General features: G+C 52.5%; 16 protein-coding genes and 3 pseudogenes. 18 read left to right on the forward strand and 1 reads right to left on the reverse strand.

Annotated elements, in window-relative coordinates:
- The 3 genes and pseudogenes from ACUU1M_RS12735 to puuE form a co-directional block, all read left to right on the forward strand.
- A partial coding sequence (locus ACUU1M_RS12735) for an aldehyde dehydrogenase family protein (protein ID WP_449144669.1) occupies nt 1-529 on the forward strand: 529 nt, incomplete at its 5' end.
- A 1-nt stretch (nt 530) separates the two neighbouring features.
- Nucleotides 531-1,811, forward strand: a pseudogene (gene puuB, locus ACUU1M_RS12740) (gamma-glutamylputrescine oxidase).
- A gap of 37 nt (nt 1,812-1,848) precedes the next feature.
- Nucleotides 1,849-3,114: a 4-aminobutyrate transaminase gene (puuE, locus tag ACUU1M_RS12745; RefSeq protein WP_000069226.1), complete on the forward strand. Its 1,266-nt coding sequence runs from the start codon at nt 1,849-1,851 to the stop codon at nt 3,112-3,114.
- Nucleotides 3,115-3,233: 119 nt separating this feature from the next.
- Here the strand turns inward: puuE and pspF are convergent, their stop codons facing one another.
- Nucleotides 3,234-4,211: a phage shock protein operon transcriptional activator gene (gene pspF / locus ACUU1M_RS12750; protein ID WP_005049736.1), complete on the reverse strand. Its 978-nt coding sequence runs from the start codon at nt 4,209-4,211 to the stop codon at nt 3,234-3,236.
- A 166-nt stretch (nt 4,212-4,377) separates the two neighbouring features.
- On the opposite strand from pspF, the gene pspA reads away from it, so the two are divergent.
- From pspA to ACUU1M_RS12825, 15 genes and pseudogenes are all read left to right on the forward strand, one after another.
- A complete protein-coding gene (gene pspA / locus ACUU1M_RS12755) occupies nt 4,378-5,046 on the forward strand; it encodes a phage shock protein PspA (protein ID WP_000511025.1) in 669 nt (222 codons plus the stop codon).
- Between the two features lie 53 nt (nt 5,047-5,099).
- Nucleotides 5,100-5,324 (forward strand): envelope stress response membrane protein PspB, encoded by a 225-nt coding sequence (gene pspB / locus ACUU1M_RS12760; protein WP_001274963.1) that lies wholly within the window; start codon nt 5,100-5,102, stop codon nt 5,322-5,324.
- Nucleotides 5,324-5,683: an envelope stress response membrane protein PspC gene (gene pspC / locus ACUU1M_RS12765; RefSeq protein WP_000907387.1), complete on the forward strand. Its 360-nt coding sequence runs from the start codon at nt 5,324-5,326 to the stop codon at nt 5,681-5,683. The genes pspB and pspC overlap by 1 nt, the downstream gene beginning before the upstream one ends.
- 8 nt (nt 5,684-5,691) lie before the next feature.
- Complete coding sequence (pspD, locus tag ACUU1M_RS12770; protein WP_001359759.1) at nt 5,692-5,913, forward strand: phage shock protein PspD; 222 nt, start codon at nt 5,692-5,694, stop codon at nt 5,911-5,913.
- A gap of 43 nt (nt 5,914-5,956) precedes the next feature.
- Complete coding sequence (gene pspE, locus ACUU1M_RS12775; RefSeq protein ID WP_000974116.1) at nt 5,957-6,304, forward strand: thiosulfate sulfurtransferase PspE; 348 nt, start codon at nt 5,957-5,959, stop codon at nt 6,302-6,304.
- 211 nt (nt 6,305-6,515) lie between these two features.
- Nucleotides 6,516-8,194: pseudogene (gene ycjM, locus ACUU1M_RS12780) on the forward strand (glucosylglycerate phosphorylase).
- Between the two features lie 13 nt (nt 8,195-8,207).
- Nucleotides 8,208-9,491, forward strand: a complete 1,284-nt coding sequence (locus ACUU1M_RS12785) for an ABC transporter substrate-binding protein (protein ID WP_000597434.1) — start codon at nt 8,208-8,210, stop codon at nt 9,489-9,491.
- A gap of 20 nt (nt 9,492-9,511) precedes the next feature.
- Nucleotides 9,512-10,393, forward strand: a complete 882-nt coding sequence (locus ACUU1M_RS12790) for a carbohydrate ABC transporter permease (RefSeq protein ID WP_001080790.1) — start codon at nt 9,512-9,514, stop codon at nt 10,391-10,393.
- On the forward strand, nt 10,380-11,222 hold the full coding sequence (locus ACUU1M_RS12795) for a carbohydrate ABC transporter permease (protein ID WP_449144670.1): 843 nt from the start codon (nt 10,380-10,382) through the stop codon (nt 11,220-11,222). Before ACUU1M_RS12790 ends, ACUU1M_RS12795 begins: the two co-directional genes overlap by 14 nt.
- A 30-nt stretch (nt 11,223-11,252) precedes the next feature.
- Nucleotides 11,253-12,305: a zinc-dependent alcohol dehydrogenase gene (locus ACUU1M_RS12800; RefSeq protein ID WP_000737347.1), complete on the forward strand. Its 1,053-nt coding sequence runs from the start codon at nt 11,253-11,255 to the stop codon at nt 12,303-12,305.
- Nucleotides 12,306-12,322: 17 nt separating this feature from the next.
- Nucleotides 12,323-13,111 (forward strand): sugar phosphate isomerase/epimerase family protein, encoded by a 789-nt coding sequence (locus tag ACUU1M_RS12805; protein WP_000690258.1) that lies wholly within the window; start codon nt 12,323-12,325, stop codon nt 13,109-13,111.
- A gap of 9 nt (nt 13,112-13,120) precedes the next feature.
- Nucleotides 13,121-14,175: pseudogene (locus ACUU1M_RS12810) on the forward strand (Gfo/Idh/MocA family protein).
- Complete coding sequence (gene ycjT / locus ACUU1M_RS12815; protein ID WP_000197998.1) at nt 14,172-16,439, forward strand: kojibiose phosphorylase; 2,268 nt, start codon at nt 14,172-14,174, stop codon at nt 16,437-16,439. The pseudogene ACUU1M_RS12810 and the gene ycjT overlap by 4 nt, the downstream one beginning before the upstream one ends.
- Nucleotides 16,436-17,062 carry a beta-phosphoglucomutase gene (pgmB, locus tag ACUU1M_RS12820; protein ID WP_152028972.1) on the forward strand — a complete coding sequence of 209 codons (627 nt, stop codon included), beginning with the start codon at nt 16,436-16,438 and terminating at the stop codon, nt 17,060-17,062. Before ycjT ends, pgmB begins: the two co-directional genes overlap by 4 nt.
- Nucleotides 17,063-17,108: 46 nt before the next feature.
- On the forward strand, nt 17,109-18,089 hold a 981-nt coding region (locus ACUU1M_RS12825), incomplete at its 3' end, for an ABC transporter ATP-binding protein (protein WP_449144671.1).

The following is an 18,089-nucleotide window of genomic DNA, read 5'->3' on the forward strand; positions in this document are numbered from 1 at the left end:
CCTGTTAAAACAGCAGGCGCAAAACTGGCAGCCGGGCCATCCACTTGATCCCGCAACCACCATGGGCACCTTAATCGACAGCGCTCACGCTGACTCGGTACACACCTTTATTCGTGAAGGCGAAGGCAAGGGGCAACTGCTGCTGGATGGTCGCAACGCCGGGCTGGCAGCGGCCATCGGCCCGACCATCTTCGTGGATGTGGACCCGAATGCGTCCTTAAGCCGCGAAGAGACTTTCGGTCCGGTGCTGGTGGTCACCCGTTTCACATCAGAAGATCAGGCGCTGCAGCTTGCCAACGACAGCCAGTACGGCCTTGGCGCGGCGGTATGGACGCGCGACCTCTCCCGCGCGCACCGCATGAGCCGACGCCTGAAAGCCGGTTCCGTCTTCGTCAATAACTACAACGACGGCGATATGACCGTGCCGTTTGGCGGCTATAAGCAGAGCGGCAACGGTCGCGACAAATCCCTGCATGCCCTTGAAAAATTCACTGAACTGAAAACCATCTGGATAAGCCTGGAGGCCTGAAATGACCGAACATACCAGCAGTTACTACGCCGCCAGTGCGAATAAATATGCACCATTCGACACACTGAATGAGTCAATCACCTGCGACGTTTGCGTGGTTGGCGGCGGCTATACCGGGCTCTCCTCCGCGCTGCATCTGGCGGAAGCGGGCTTTGACGTAGTGGTTCTCGAAGCCTCACGCATCGGCTTTGGCGCAAGCGGGCGCAATGGCGGGCAGCTTGTGAACTCCTACAGCCGCGACATCGACGTGATCGAAAAAAGCTACGGCATGGACACCGCCCGTATGCTCGGCAGCATGATGTTCGAGGGTGGCGAGATCATCCGCGAACGTATCAAACGTTATCAGATTGACTGCGACTACCGCCCCGGCGGTCTGTTTGTGGCGATGAATGATAAATAACTCGCCACACTCGAAGAGCAGAAAGAGAACTGGGAACGCTACGGCAATAAACAGCTGGAGCTGCTGGACGCCAACGCTATTCGCCGCGAGGTCGCCAGCGATCGCTACACTGGTGCGCTGCTGGATCACAGCGGTGGGCATATTCACCCGCTAAACCTCGCCATTGGTGAAGCCGATGCCATCCGCCTGAACGGCGGGCGCGTGTATGAGCTTTCCGCCGTGACGCAGATCCAGCACACCACGCCAGCCGTGGTTCGGACTGCCAATGGTCAGGTGACGGCGAAGTATGTGATTGTCGCCGGGAATGCGTATCTGGGCGATAAAGTAGAGCCGGAACTAGCGAAACGCAGCATGCCGTGCGGCACGCAGGTGATCACCACCGAACGGCTGTCGGAAGATTTAGCCCGTTCGCTGATCCCGAAAAACTACTGTGTGGAAGACTGTAACTATCTGCTTGATTACTACCGTCTTACCGCCGACAACCGCCTGCTGTACGGCGGGGGTGTAGTGTATGGTGCACGCAACCCGGATGACGTTGAGCGTCTTGTGGTACCGAAACTACTAAAAACCTTCCCTCAGTTGAAGGGCGTGAAAATTGATTACCGCTGGACGGGCAACTTCCTGCTGACCTTGTTGCGCATGCCGCAGTTCGGCCGCCTTGATACCAACATCTATTACATGCAGGGTTACAGCGGCCACGGCGTCACCTGTACCCATCTTGCCGGGCGTTTGATTGCTGAACTGCTGCGCGGTGACGCCGAGCGTTTCGATGCCTTCGCCAATCTGCCGCATTACCCGTTCCCCGGCGGGCGCACGCTGCGCGTGCCATTTACCGCGATGGGCGCGGCTTATTACAGCCTGCGCGATCGTCTGGGCGTTTAATTTCCGATTAACAGTGAAGAGTCAAAAGGTGTGAAACATGAGCAACAATGAATTCCATCAGCGTCGTCTTTCTGCTACCCCACGCGGGGTTGGCGTGATGTGTAACTTCTTCGCCCAGTCGGCAGAAAACGCTACGCTGAAGGACGTAGAGGGCAACGAATACATCGATTTCGCCGCAGGCATTGCGGTGCTGAATACCGGGCATCGCCACCCTGATCTGGTCGCGGCGGTGGAGCAGCAATTGCAACAGTTTACCCACACGGCGTATCAGATTGTGCCGTACGAAAGCTACGTCACGCTGGCGGAGAAAATTAACGCCCTTGCCCCAGTGAGCGGGCAGGCTAAAACCGCATTCTTCACTACCGGCGCGGAAGCGGTGGAAAACGCGGTGAAAATTGCTCGCGCCCATACCGGACGACCTGGCGTGATTGCGTTTAGCGGTGGCTTCCACGGTCGTACATATATGACCATGGCGCTGACCGGAAAAGTTGCGCCGTACAAAATCGGCTTCGGCCCGTTCCCTGGTTCGGTGTATCACGTACCTTATCCGTCAGATTTACACGGCATTTCAACACAGGACTCCCTCGACGCCATCGAACGCTTGTTTAAATCAGACATCGAAGCGAAGCAGGTCGCGGCCATTATTTTCGAACCGGTGCAGGGCGAGGGTGGTTTCAACGTTGCGCCAAAAGAGCTGGTTGCCGCCATTCGCCGCCTGTGCGACGAGCACGGTATTGTGATGATTGCCGATGAAGTGCAAAGCGGCTTTGCGCGTACCGGTAAACTGTTTGCCATGGATCATTACGCCGATAAGCCGGACTTAATGACGATGGCGAAAAGCCTCGCGGGCGGGATGCCGCTTTCGGGCGTGGTCGGTAACGCGAATATTATGGACGCGCCCGCGCCGGGCGGGTTGGGTGGCACCTACGCCGGGAACCCGCTGGCGGTGGCTGCCGCGCACGCGGTGCTCAATATTATCGACAAAGAATCACTCTGCGAACGCGCGAATCAACTGGGCCAGCGTCTCAAAAACACGTTGATTGATGCCAAAGAAAGCGTTCCGGCCATTGCTGCGGTACGCGGCCTGGGGTCGATGATTGCGGCAGAGTTTAACGATCCGCAAACGGGCGAGCCGTCAGCGGCGATTGCACAGAAAATCCAGCAACGCGCGCTGGCGCAGGGGCTGCTCCTGCTGACCTGTGGCGCATACGGCAACGTGATTCGCTTCCTGTATCCGCTGACCATCCCGGATGCGCAATTCGATGCGGCAATGAAAATTTTGCAGGATGCGCTGAGCGATTAATAGCCCAACGCAATAATGTCTGATGCGCTGCGCTTATCAGGCCTGCAAACGACGTATTGATTATGTATGCCGAATAAAGCATTCACGCCGCATCCGGCAAGTTGTATTGCTCAACTTCGCTAAATCTGGTGCTTTTTCAACAACGCGCGGAACTGATGATAAGTTAACCCCAGTAATTCAGCCGCGCGCTTCTGGTTATATTTCCCCTGTTGCAAACTGAGTTGCAGCAACTCTTTTTCCTGCTGCATCTGAAACTCGCGTAAATCCAGCGGCAGCGTCGGAAGCGAGGTATTTTCTGAAACGGCGATGGCTTCTTCAGGTGGACGCCGTTTAAAGGGATCAATAATGATGTCATCAAGCGGATAATCGCTGGTGCCGTGGCGATACACTGAACGTTCCACCACGTTTTTCAATTCACGAATATTTCCCGGCCAACGATAATTCAGCAATGTTTCTCTGGCGCGCTCCGTAAACCCCGGGAACAGAGGCAGCTTGATTTCCCGACACATCTGAATGGCAAAGTGTTCTGCCATTAGCATAATGTCGCTTTCGCGCTCGCGCAGGGGCGGCAGTTGCACTACATCGAAAGCCAGCCGGTCGAGCAGGTCAGCGCGAAAAGTACCTTCATTGACCATCGCCGGGAGATCGGCATTCGTCGCGCATACCAACCGCACATTCACCTGCAACGGCTGGCTACCGCCAACGCGCTCCAGTTCACCGTACTCAATCACACGCAATAATTTTTCCTGCACCATCATCGGTGCCGTAGCGAGTTCATCAAGAAATAGCGTACCGCCGTCGGCACGTTCAAATCTCCCAGGATGACGTTTTTGCGCACCGGTAAACGCCCCCGCTTCGTGACCAAACAGTTCGGAATCCAGCAGATTTTCATTTAACGCCGCGCAGTTAAGGGAAATAAACGGCCCTTGCCAACGGGAGGAGAGATAATGCAGGCGACTGGCAATCAACTCTTTACCGGTGCCGCGTTCGCCGATGATGAGCACCGGTTTGTCCAGCGGTGCGAGATGCGAAACCTGTTCCAGCACTTCGAGAAAGCTGTTCGCCTCACCAAGTAAATTATCTTTGTATTCGGCCATGATGAAATTCGCCACTTGTTAGTGTAATTCGCTAATTCATCCTGGCATGTTGCTGTTGATTCTTCAATCAGATCTTTATAAATCAAAAAGATAAAAAATTGGCACGCAAATTGTATTAACAGTTCAGCAGGACAATCCTGAACGCAGAAATCAAGAGGACAACATTATGGGTATTTTTTCTCGCTTTGCCGACATCGTGAATGCCAACATCAACGCTCTGTTAGAGAAAGCGGAAGATCCACAGAAACTGGTGCGTCTGATGATCCAGGAGATGGAAGATACACTGGTTGAAGTACGTTCTACTTCGGCGCGTGCGTTGGCAGAAAAGAAACAGCTGACTCGCCGTATTGAACAAGCGTCGGCGCGTGAAGTTGAATGGCAGGAAAAAGCCGAACTGGCGCTGCTGAAAGAGAGAGAGGATCTGGCACGTGCAGCGTTAATTGAAAAACAGAAACTGACCGATCTGATTAAGTCCCTGGAACATGAAGTGACGCTGGTGGACGATACGCTGGCACGCATGAAGAAAGAGATTGGCGAGCTGGAAAACAAATTGAGCGAAACACGCGCTCGCCAGCAGGCATTGATGTTACGTCATCAGGCGGCAAACTCGTCGCGCGATGTGCGTCGTCAGCTGGACAGTGGCAAACTGGATGAAGCAATGGCTCGTTTCGAATCTTTCGAACGTCGTATTGACCAGATGGAAGCGGAAGCAGAAAGCCACAGCTTCGGTAAACAAAAATCGCTGGACGATCAGTTTGCCGAACTGAAAGCCGATGATGCAATCAGCGAACAACTGGCACAATTAAAAGCCAAAATGAAGCAAGACAATCAATAATAACATCCAGGCGGCGTCCGAACGCGCCGCCGCTCATCGTCTAAGGAGTACTTATGAGCGCGCTATTTCTGGCTATTCCGTTAACCATTTTTGTGCTGTTTGTTTTACCGATCTGGTTATGGCTGCATTACAGCAATCGTTCTGGTCGCAGTGAATTGTCGCAAAGTGAGCAGCAGCGATTAGCGCAACTGGCTGATGAAGCAAAACGGATGCGCGAACGTATTCAGGCGCTGGAATCTATTCTTGATGCAGAACATCCGAACTGGAGGGATCGCTAATGGCGGGCATTAATCTCAATAAAAAATTATGGCGTATTCCACAGCAGGGCATGGTCCGCGGCGTCTGCGCCGGGATTGCCAACTATTTTGATGTACCGGTAAAACTGGTGCGTATCCTGGTGGTGCTGTCGATTTTCTTCGGTCTGGCGCTGTTTACCCTGGTTGCTTACATCATTTTGTCATTTGCGCTTGATCCAATGCCGGACAACATGGCCTTTGGTGAGCAGCTACCTTCCAGCAGCGAATTGCTGGATGAAGTCGACCGTGAACTGGCGGCAAGTGAAACGCGTTTACGCGAGATGGAACGTTATGTCACTTCCGATACTTTCACGTTACGTAGCCGTTTCCGTCAACTGTGAGGAAAGTTATGAATACTCGCTGGCAACAGGCCGGGCAAAAGGTGAAGCTTGGTTTCAAATTAGCAGGCAAGCTGGTACTTCTTACCGCACTGCGCTATGGCCCGGCGGGTGTGGCGGGCTGGGCGATAAAATCAGTTGCTCGCCGACCGCTGAAAATGTTGCTGGCTGTGGCGCTGGAACCGCTGTTAAGTCGGGCTGCTAATAAACTGGCACAGCGTTATAAAAGGTGAGGGGGGGGGGCGCAAAAATTGTTAAATCTCAGGCGTATAATGGATGGCAATTTTCATCCATAGAAGGACGCTTACATGTTTAAAAAAAGGCTTACTTGCTCTGGCACTGGTGTTTTCACTGCCCGTTTTCGCCGCTGAACACTGGATCGATGTTCGTGTTCCAGAGCAGTATCAGCAAGAGCACGTTCAGGGGGCCATCAATATTCCCCTGAAGGAAGTGAAAGAGCGCATTGCCACCGCCGTTCCGGATAAAAACGACACCGTGAAAGTGTATTGCAATGCCGGACGCCAGTCCGGGCAGGCAAAAGAGATCCTTAGCGAGATGGGATATACCCACGTTGAGAACGCCGGTGGCCTGAAAGACATCGCAATGCCGAAGGTCAAAGGTTAAAAGAATTCACCATGAGCGGCGCTTATGCGCCGTTTTTTTTCTGTCACACCTTATTTACATCCCTATAGATTATTTGCGTCAGCTCACAAATACGCTTTTTCCCTGGTAAAAAATGATTTCCTGCGTGACTAAAACCCTTGTGCTCAATTGACAGTTTATTTTCTGCGGAGTAGTCTCTCGCTTCATGGGATCGCTACCACGAAAAGGCAACATGAAACAGAAAATTACGGATTACCTGGACGAAATCTACGGTGGAACATTTACCGCAACTCATTTACAGAAACTTGTAACGCGTCTTGAGAGTGCGAAACGATTAATTACACAGCGACGTAAAAAACACTGGGATGAAAGTGATGTCGTGTTAATTACCTATGCCGATCAATTTCACAGTAATGATTTAAAACCACTACCCATATTTAATCAGTTCTACCATCAATGGCTGCAAAGCATTTTTTCACATGTTCATTTATTACCTTTTTACCCATGGTCATCTGATGATGGATTTTCGGTAATTGATTATCATCAGGTCGCCAGTGAAGCGGGGGAGTGGCAGGATATTCAGCAACTCGGTGAATGCAGTCATTTAATGTTTGATTTTGTCTGCAACCATATGTCTGCAAAAAGTGAATGGTTTAAAAACTATTTACAACAGCTTCCGGGTTTTGAAGATTTCTTTATTGCGGTTGATCCGAAAACCGATCTCAGTGCCGTCACCCGTCCGCGTGCGTTACCGCTATTAACGCCGTTTCAAATGGATGATAATTCCACGCGCCATTTATGGACCACCTTTAGTGACGATCAAATTGACCTGAATTACCGTAGCCCTGAAGTGTTGCTGGCGATGGTGGATGTTTTACTCTGTTACCTTGAGAAAGGCGCTGAGTATGTCCGCCTGGATGCCGTTGGCTTTATGTGGAAAGAGCCGGGAACAAGCTGCATCCATCTGGAAAAAACACATCTGATTATCAAGCTGTTACGGTCGATTATTGATGACGTAGCACTAGGTACAGTGATCATTACCGAAACCAATGTTCCGCACAAAGACAACATTGCTTACTTTGGCAACGGTGATGACGAAGCGCATATGGTGTACCAGTTCTCGCGCCGCCGCTGGTGTTACATGCGGTGCAAAAACAGAACGTCGAGGCGCTGTGCCAGTGGGCGCAAAGTCTGAGCTTGCCCTCCAGTAAAACGACCTAGTTTAACTTCCTCGCCTCTCACGATGGCATCGGGTTGAACCCACTGCGTGGCTTGCTTCCAGAAAGCGAAATATTAGCGCTGGTCGAGGCATTACAGCAGGAAGGTGCATTAGTAAACTGGAAAAATAATCCCGACGGCACGCGCAGTCCCTATGAGATGAATGTCACCTATATGGATGCGTTAAGCCGCCGCGAGAGTAGCGATGAAGAACGTTGCGCCAGGTTTATCCTTGCCCATGCGATTTTGTTAAGTTTCCCCGGTGTACCCGCGATATATATTCAAAGTATTCTTGGCTCGCGTAATGATTACGCAGGTGTCGAAAAACTCGGATATAACCGTGCGATTAACCGTAAAAAATATCACAGTGAAGAGATAACACGAGAACTGAACGATGAAGCTACATTAAGGCATGCGGTATATCATGAGTTGTCGCGTTTAATTACACTTCGTCGCAGCCATAACGAGTTTCATCCGGATAATAATTTTACCATCGATACGGTTAATTCATCCGTAATGCGTATTCAAAGAAGTAACGCTGATGGTAATTGTCTGACTGGATTGTTTAATGTCAGTAAAAATATTCAGCATGTAAATATTACTGATCTGCATGGTCGGGATCTGATTAGTGAAGTTGATATATTGGGTAATGAAATAACGCTGCGCCCCTGGCAGGTTATGTGGATTAAATAAAAAGGAACATCTCATGATTAAATCAAAAATCGTGCTGTTATCAGCACTGGTTTCCTGCGCCCTGATTTCAGGCTGTAAAGAAGAAAATAAAACCCATGTATCCATCGAATTTATGCATTCTTCGGTGGAGCAGGAGCGTCAGGCAGTTATCAGCAAATTGATTGCCCGTTTTGAAAAAGAAAACCCAGGTATCACCGTTAAACAAGTGCCCGTGGAAGAAGACGCTTATAACACCAAAGTCATCACCCTTTCACGTAGCGGCTCGCTGCCGGAAGTGATCGAAACCAGCCATGACTACGCCAAAGTTATGGATAAAGAGCAGCTTATCGATCGCAAAGCGGTTGCCACGGTCATCAGCAACGTTGGTGAAGGCGCGTTTTACGATGGCGTACTGCGTATTGTGCGTACCGAAGATGGTAGCGCATGGACCGGTGTTCCTGTCAGCGCCTGGATTGGCGGCATCTGGTATCGCAAAGATGTGCTGGCAAAAGCGGGGCTGGAGGAGCCGAAAAACTGGCAACAGCTGCTGGACGTTGCACAGAAACTGAATGACCCGGCGAATAAAAAATACGGTATTGCGCTGCCTACGGCAGAAAGCGTGCTGACGGAACAATCCTTCTCCCAGTTTGCGTTATCCAACCAGGCCAACGTCTTTAACGCCGAAGGCAAAATCACCCTTGATACACCAGAGATGATGCAGGCGCTGACCTATTACCGCGACCTTGCTGCCAACACCATGCCGGGTTCTAACGACATCATGGAAGTGAAAGACGCCTTTATGAACGGCACCGCGCCGATGGCGATTTACTCCACCTATATCCTTCCGGCTGTGATTAAAGAAGGCGACCCGAAAAACGTCGGTTTCGTGGTGCCAACCGAGAAAAACTCTGCGGTCTACGGCATGTTGACCTCGCTGACCATTACCGCCGGACAAAAGACCGAAGCAGCAGAAAAATTTGTCACCTTTATGGAGCAGGCGGACAACATTGCCGACTGGGTGATGATGTCGCCAGGTGCTGCGCTGCCGGTGAATAAAGCGGTTGTCACTACCGCCACCTGGAAAGACAACGACGTTATTAAGGCGCTGGGTGAACTACCGAATCAGCTAATCGGTGAACTGCCAAATATTCAGGTCTTTGGCGCAGTAGGGGATAAAAACTTTACCCGCATGGGCGATGTGACGGGTTCTGGTGTGGTGAGCTCCATGGTGCATAACGTCACCGTGGGTAAAGCCGATCTCCCTGGCACGCTGCAAGCGAGCCAGAAAAAGCTGGATGAACTGATCGAACAGCACTAAACCCAGGACAGGAATCCGCAATGAACAGGCTTTTTTCAGGTCGTTCCGATATGCCGTTTGCGCTGCTGCTTCTCGCGCCCAGCTTATTACTGCTGGGCGGTCTGGTGGCGTGGCCGATGGTGTCGAATATCGAAATCAGTTTTTTACGTCTGCCGCTCAATCCCAACATCGAGTCAACGTTTGTTGGGGTGAGTAACTATGTGCGCATTCTCTCCGATCCCGGCTTCTGGCACTCGCTGTGGATGACGGTCTGGTATACGGCGCTGGTGGTGGCGGGCAGCACCGTGCTCGGGCTGGCCGTGGCGATGTTTTTCAACCGCGAGTTCCGCCTGCGCAAAACCGCGCGTTCGCTGGTGATCCTCTCCTACGTAACGCCGTCCATTTCGCTGGTGTTTGCCTGGAAATACATGTTCAACAACGGCTACGGCATTGTGAACTACCTCGGCGTCGATCTTCTGCATCTCTATGAGCAGGCACCGCTGTGGTTTGATAATCCGGGCAGTAGCTTTGTGCTGGTGGTGCTGTTCGCCATCTGGCGCTACTTCCCGTATGCCTTTATCTCGTTTCTGGCGATTTTGCAGACCATCGACAAATCGCTGTACGAAGCGGCAGAGATGGATGGCGCTAATGCCTGGCAGCGGTTTCGCATCGTCACGCTGCCCGCAATTATGCCGGTCCTGGCGACGGTGGTGACCCTGCGCACCATCTGGATGTTCTACATGTTCGCTGATGTTTATCTGCTGACAACCAAGGTCGATATTCTTGGTGTCTATCTCTACAAAACCGCCTTTGCCTTTAATGACTTAGGGAAAGCGGCGGCGATCTCGGTGGTGCTCTTCATCATTATTTTCGCTGTCATTCTGCTGACCAGGAAACGGGTGAACCTCAATGGCAACAAATAAACGCACGCTCAGTCGTATCGGTTTTTACTGCGGGCTGGCGCTGTTTCTCATCATCACGCTGTTTCCGTTTTTTGTGATGCTGATGACCTCGTTCAAAAGCGCGAAAGAGGCGATATCGCTGCATCCTACGCTGCTGCCGCAACAGTGGACGCTGGAGCATTACGTCGACATTTTTAACCCGATGATTTTCCCGTTTGTCGACTACTTCCGTAACAGCATGGTGGTGTCGGTGGTTTCCTCCGTGGTGGCGGTATTTCTCGGCATTCTCGGAGCTTACGCGCTTTCCCGCCTGCGCTTTAAAGGCCGGATGACTATCAACGTCAGCTTTTACACGGTGTATATGTTCTCTGGCATTTTGCTGGTGGTGCCTCTGTTCAAAATCATCACCGCGCTTGGTATTTACGACACCGAGATGGCGCTGATCATTACCATGGTGACGCAAACCCTGCCCACCGCCGTGTTTATGCTGAAAAGTTACTTCGACACCATCCCTGATGAGATCGAAGAAGCGGCGATGATGGATGGCCTCAACCGTCTGCAAATCATCTTCCGTATCACCGTGCCCCTGGCGATGTCCGGGCTGATATCGGTGTTCGTCTACTGCTTTATGGTGGCGTGGAACGACTATCTGTTTGCGTCGATTTTCCTCTCCAGCGCCAGCAATTTCACCTTACCAGTGGGCCTGAACGTGCTGTTCAGTACGCCTGATTACATCTGGGGACGGATGATGGCGGCCTCGCTGGTGACCGCATTGCCGGTGGTGATTATGTATGCGCTTTCGGAACGTTTTATTAAGAGTGGTTTGACCGCCGGTGGCGTGAAGGGCTAAAGCGGCCAGTTTCTTTACAAGGAGTTTTACATGAAAAAGTTAGTAGCCACAGCACCGCGTGTTGCTGCGCTGGTTGAGTATGAAGATCGGGCGATTTTAGCCAATGAAGTGAAGATCCGCGTGCGTTTCGGCGCACCGAAACACGGAACGGAAGTGGTCGACTTCCGCGCCGCCAGCCCGTTTATCGATGAAGACTTTAACGGCGAGTGGCAGATGTTCACCCCGCGTCCGGCAGATGCGCCGCGCGGCATTGAGTTTGGCAAATTCCAGCTTGGCAACATGGTGGTTGGCGACATTATCGAGTGCGGCAGCGACGTTACAGACTACGCGGTGGGCGACAGCGTATGCGGCTACGGCCCGCTCTCCGAGACGGTCATCATTAACGCAGTGAATAACTACAAGCTGCGCAAAATGCCGCAAGGCAGCTCCTGGAAAAACGCCGTCTGTTACGACCCGGCGCAGTTTGCCATGAGCGGCGTGCGCGATGCCAACGTACGCGTAGGGGATTTTGTCGTGGTGGTAGGGCTTGGCGCGATCGGTCAAATTGCCATCCAGCTGGCGAAACGCGCTGGCGCATCGGTGGTAATTGGCGTCGATCCTATCGCCCATCGCTGTGATATTGCCCGTCGCCACGGTGCTGATTTCTGCCTTAACCCCATTGGCACTGACGTAGGCAAAGAGATCAAAACGCTGACCGGCAAGCAGGGGGCCGATGTGATTATCGAAACCAGCGGTTACGCCGACGCGCTGCAATCGGCGCTGCGCGGCCTGGCCTACGGCGGCACCATCTCCTATGTCGCGTTTGCCAAACCATTTGCTGAAGGTTTTAACCTCGGACGCGAAGCGCATTTCAATAACGCCAAAATTGTTTTCTCCCGCGCGTGCAGCGAACCGAACCCGGATTATCCGCGCTGGAGCCGTAAGCGTATTGAAGAAACCTGCTGGGAACTGCTGATGAACGGTTATCTCAATTGCGAAGATTTAATCGACCCGGTAGTGACCTTTGCCAACAGCCCGGAAAGCTACATGCAGTATGTCGATCAGCATCCGGAACAGAGCATCAAAATGGGCGTTACGTTTTAATTCAAAGGAATGAAAAAATGAAAATCGGCACACAGAATCAGGCATTCTTTCCGGAAAATATCCGCGAGAGATTTCGTTATATCAAAGAGATGGGCTTCGATGGTTTTGAGATTGACGGCAAACTGCTGGTCAACAACATCGAAGAAGTCAAAGCGGCGATCAAAGAAACCGGTTTACCAGTGACCACCGCCTGCGGCGGCTATGACGGCTGGATTGGTGACTTTATCGAAGAGCGTCGTCTTAATGGCTTAAAGCAGATCGAACGCATTCTCGAGGCGCTGGCAGAAGTGGGGGGTAAAGGTATCGTCGTTCCGGCAGCGTGGGGCATGTTTACCTTCCGCTTACCGCCGATGACCTCGCCGCGTAGCCTGGACGGCGACCGCAAACTGGTGAGTGATTCCCTGCGCGTACTGGAACAGGTCGCCGCGCGTACCGGAACCGTGGTGTATCTCGAACCGTTAAACCGCTATCAGGATCATATGGTCAACACCCTCGCCGATGCTCGTCGTTACATCGTCGAAAACAATCTTAAACATGTGCAGATTATCGGCGATTTCTATCACATGAACATCGAAGAAGATAACCTGGCGCAGGCGCTGCACGACAACCGTGACTTGCTCGGTCATGTGCATATTGCCGATAACCATCGTTACCAGCCGGGCAGTGGCACCCTCGATTTCCACGCGCTGTTTGAACAGCTGCGCGCCGATAACTATCAGGGTTATGTGGTGTATGAAGGGCGTATCCGGGCAGAAGATCCTGCCCAGGCGTACCGTGATTCGTTGGCCTGGTTGCGTACCTGCTAAGAGGTCTTTGTGAAAAGTGCAATGACAAGCTCTCCGCTGCGGGTCGCGATAATAGGCGCGGGCCAGGTGGCGGATAAGGTTCATGCTTCGTACTACTGCACCCGCAACGATCTGGAACTGGTGGCTGTCTGTGACAGCCGCCTTTCCCAGGCGCAGGCGCTGGCAGAAAAATACGGGAATGCATCCGTGTGGGACGATCCGCAGGCCATGCTGCTGGCGGTGAAACCTGATGTGGTTAGCGTCTGCTCACCTAACCGTTTTCATTACGAACATACCCTGATGGCACTGGAAGCAGGCTGCCATGTGATGTGCGAAAAACCGCCCGCCATGACGCCAGAACAGGCGTGGGAAATGTGCGATACCGCGCGCAAACTGGGCAAGGTGCTGGCCTACGACTTTCACCATCGTTTGCGCTCGATACGCAACAGCTGCGTGAACAGGTGACCAACGGCGTTTTGGGAGAGATTTACGTTACCACCGCCCGCGCCCTGCGTCGCTGCGGCGTTCCCGGCTGGGGTGTCTTTACCAATAAAGAACTGCAGGGTGGTGGCCCGCTGATCGACATCGGCATTCATATGCTGGATGCTGCGATGTATGTGCTGGGCTTTCCGGCGGTGAAAAGCGTGAATGCGCATAGTTTTCAAAAGATCGGCACGCAAAAGAGCTGTGGTCAATTTGGCGAGTGGGATCCGGCAACTTACAGCGTCGAAGATTCGCTGTTTGGCACCATTGAATTTCATAACGGCGGCATTCTGTGGCTGGAAACGTCATTTGCACTCAACATCCGCGAACAGTTGATTATGAACGTCAGCTTTTGTGGTGATAAAGCCGGTGCGACGCTGTTTCCAGCACATATCTACACCGATAACAACGGTGAATTAATGACGCTGATGCAACGGGAAATGGCAGACGACAACCGCCATTTGCGCAGCATGGAAGCCTTTATCAATCACGTACAGGGCAAGCCCGTGATGATAGCCGACGCCGAGCAGGGGTACATCATCCAGCAACTGGTGGCGGCGTTATATCAATCCGCAGAAACAGGGACGCGTGTGGAATTATGACCAGGCCAGTAACGTTATCAGAACCCCATTTCAGCCAGCATACCCTGAACAAGTATGCATCGCTGATGGCGCAGGGGAACGGCTATCTTGGGCTTCGCGCCAGCCATGAAGAAGATTACACGCGCCAGACGCGAGGGATGTATCTGGCGGGGCTGTATCATCGGGCGGGAAAAGGTGAAATCAACGAACTGGTGAATCTGCCTGATATCTTGGGGATGGAGATTGCCATAAATGGTGAGGTTTTCTCGTTATCCCGCGAAGCCTGGCAGCGTGAACTTGACTTTGCCAGTGGAGAATTACGCCGTAGCGTTGTCTGGCGTACCAGCAACGGCGCAGGTTACACCATCGCCAGCCGTCGCTTTGTTTCGGCAGACCAACTGCCGCTCATTGCGCTGGAAATCACTATTACGCCACTGGACGCCGACGCGTCAGTGCTGATTTCAACAGGCATTGACGCCACGCAAACCAACCACGGTCGCCAGCATCTCGACGAAACCCAGGTGCGGGTGTTTGGTCAGCATTTGATGCAGGGGATCTACACCACCCAGGATGGGCGCAGTGATGTGGCCATCAGTTGTTGCTGCCAGGTGAGCGGTGATGTGCAGCAATGCTATACCGCCAAAGAGCGCCGTTTACTGCAACATACCAGTGCGCAGCTTCATGCAGGCGAGACAGTGACGTTGCAAAAACTGGTGTGGATCGACTGGCGGGATGACAGGCAAGCTGCTTTAGACGAGTGGGGCAGCGTGTCGCTTCGCCAGCTTGAAATGTGCGCGCAACAGAGTTACGACCAACATCTTGCAGCATCAACAGAAAACTGGCGTCAATGGTGGCAGAAACGTCGTATCACGGTAAATGGCGGCGATGCGCACGATCAGCAAGCGTTAGATTATGCGCTTTATCATCTGCGCATCATGACGCCGGCTCACGGCGAGCGCAGCAGTATTGCGGCAAAAGGCTTAACCGGCGAAGGCTACAAAGGCCACGTTTTCTGGGATACAGAAGTATTTTTGCTGCCGTTCCATCTGTTTAGCGATCCGACGGTTGCCCGAAGTTTACTGCGTTATCGCTGGCACAACTTGCCAGGCGCGCAGGAGAAAGCGCGACGCAACGGCTGGCAGGGCGCGCTATTTCCGTGGGAAAGCGCGCGCAGCGGCGAAGAAGAGACGCCGGAATTTGCCGCCATTAACATTCGCACCGGGCTGCGGCAAAAAGTGGCCTCGGCGCAGGCGGAACATCATCTGGTGGCCGATATCGCCTGGGCGGTTATTCAATACTGGCAGACCACGGGGGATGAAAGTTTCATTGCGCATGAAGGCATGGCGCTACTTCTGGAAACTGCAAAGTTCTGGATTAGCCGCGCGGTGAGGGTTAACGACCGTCTGGAAATTCATGATGTTATTGGGCCAGACGAATATACCGAACATGTCAATAATAACGCCTTCACCAGCTATATGGTGTATTACAACGTCCAGCAGGCGCTGAGTATTGCCCGCCAGTTTGGCTGTAGTGACGACGCGTTTATTCATCGTGCCGAAATGTTCCTTAAAGAACTGCGGCTGCCAGAAATTCAGCCCGACGGTGTTTTGCCGCAGGATGATTCGTTTATGACTAAGCCGGCGATTAATCTGGCGAAATACAAAGCGGCGGCGGGGAAGCAAACCATTCTGCTGGATTATTCACGCGCAGAAGTGAACGAGATGCAGATCCTCAAACAAGCTGATGTGGTGATGCTCAATTACATGCTGCCAGAGCAGTTCTCATCGGCATCGTGTCTTGCCAATCTGCAATTTTATGAACCGCGCACTATTCACGACTCGTCATTAAGTAAAGCAATCCACGGCATTGTTGCTGCACGCTGTGGCCTGCTGACCCAAAGTTATCAGTTCTGGCGCGAGGGGACTGAAATCGATCTTGGTGCTGATCCGCATAGTTGTGATGATGGTATCCATGCTGCAGCAACTGGCGCTATCTGGCTGGGGGCGATTCAGGGTTTTGCCGGGGTGAGCGTGCGTGACGGTGAATTGCATCTAAATCCGGCGTTACCTGAGCAGTGGCAACAGTTGTCTTTCCCTCTGTTCTGGCAGGGCTGCGAATTACAGGTCACTCTCGACGCGCAGCGTATTGCGATTCGAACTTCTGCGCCCGTTTCACTGCGTTTGAACGGTCAGCTTATATCCGTGGCTGAAGAATCTGTTTTCTGTTTGGGTGATTTTATTTTGCCCTTCAATGGGACCGCTACCACGCATCAGGAGGATGAATGAAACTGCAAGGGGTAATTTTCGATCTGGATGGTGTAATCACCGATACCGCGCATCTGCATTTCCAGGCGTGGCAGCAGATTGCCGCTGAAATTGGCATCAGTATTGATGCGCAGTTTAACGAATCTCTAAAAGGGATCAGCCGCGATGAGTCTCTGCGGCGCATTCTGCAACACGGGGGCAAAGAGGGCGACTTTAACCCGCAGGAGCGGGCGCAACTGGCGTATCGCAAAAATCTGCTTTACGTCCACTCACTGCGCGAGCTGACGGTTAATGCTGTGCTGCCCGGTATTCGCAATTTGCTGGCAGAGCTCCGTGCACAGCAGATTCCGGTAGGGCTGGCTTCCGTCTCCCTGAATGCGCCGACGATTTTAGCGGCGCTGGAGCTGCGCGAGTTTTTCACCTTCTGCGCGGATGCTTCCCAACTTAAAAACTCGAAACCGGATCCGGAAATCTTTCTCGCTGCCTGTGCCGGGCTGGGCGTGCCGCCGCAGGCATGTATCGGCATTGAAGATGCGCAGGCGGGCATTGACGCCATTAACGCCAGCGGTATGCGCTCGGTGGGGATCGGTGCGGGCTTAACCGGGGCGCAATTACTGTTGCCCTCAACGGACTCCCTGACCTAGTCGCGGTTATCGGCCTTCTGGCAAAACGTATAGCAAAGGAATCAACATGGCTCAGCTTTCGTTACAACATATTCAAAAAATCTACGATAACCAGGTGCATGTGGTGAAGGACTTCAACCTGGAAATTGCCGATAAAGAGTTCATCGTATTTGTCGGCCCGTCGGGCTGCGGTAAATCGACCACCCTGCGCATGATTGCCGGGCTTGAGGAGATCAGCGGCGGCGATCTGTTGATCGACGGCAAACGAATGAATGACGTTCCAGCCAAAGCACGCAATATCGCGATGGTGTTCCAGAACTACGCGTTGTATCCGCATATGACGGTTTACGACAACATGGCGTTTGGCCTGAAGGTGCAAAAAATCGCCAAAGAGGTGATTGATGAGCGGGTGAACTGGGCGGCGCAAATTCTCGGCCTGCGTGAGTACCTGAAACGCAAGCCGGGCGCGCTTTCCGGCGGGCAACGCCAGCGTGTGGCGCTCGGGCGGGCGATTGTGCGCGAAGCGGGTGTGTTTTTAATGGATGAACCGCTCTCTAACCTTGATGCCAAGCTGCGCGTACAAATGCGTGCAGAGATCAGCAAACTGCATCAGAAACTGAACACCACCATGATCTACGTGACCCACGATCAGACCGAAGCGATGACCATGGCGACGCGGATTGTGATTATGAAAGACGGGATTGTTCAGCAAGTAGGTGCGCCGAAAACCGTTTATAACCAACCCGCGAATATGTTTGTTGCCGGATTTATTGGATCACCAGCGATGAATTTTATTCGCGGCACGATCGATGGCGATAAATTCGTTACGGAAACGCTTAAATTAACCATTCCCGAAGAGAAATTAGCGGTTCTGAAAACACAGGAAAGTTTGCATAAGCCCATCGTGATGGGAATACGCCCGGAAGATATTCATCCGGACGCGCAAGAGGAAAATAACATTTCCGCCAAAATTAGCGTGGCAGAATTAACCGGTGCGGAATTTATGCTCTACACCACGGTTGGGGGGCACGAGTTAGTGGTCCGTGCT

It is taken from the genome of Shigella sp. SIG6 (genome assembly GCF_053555815.1).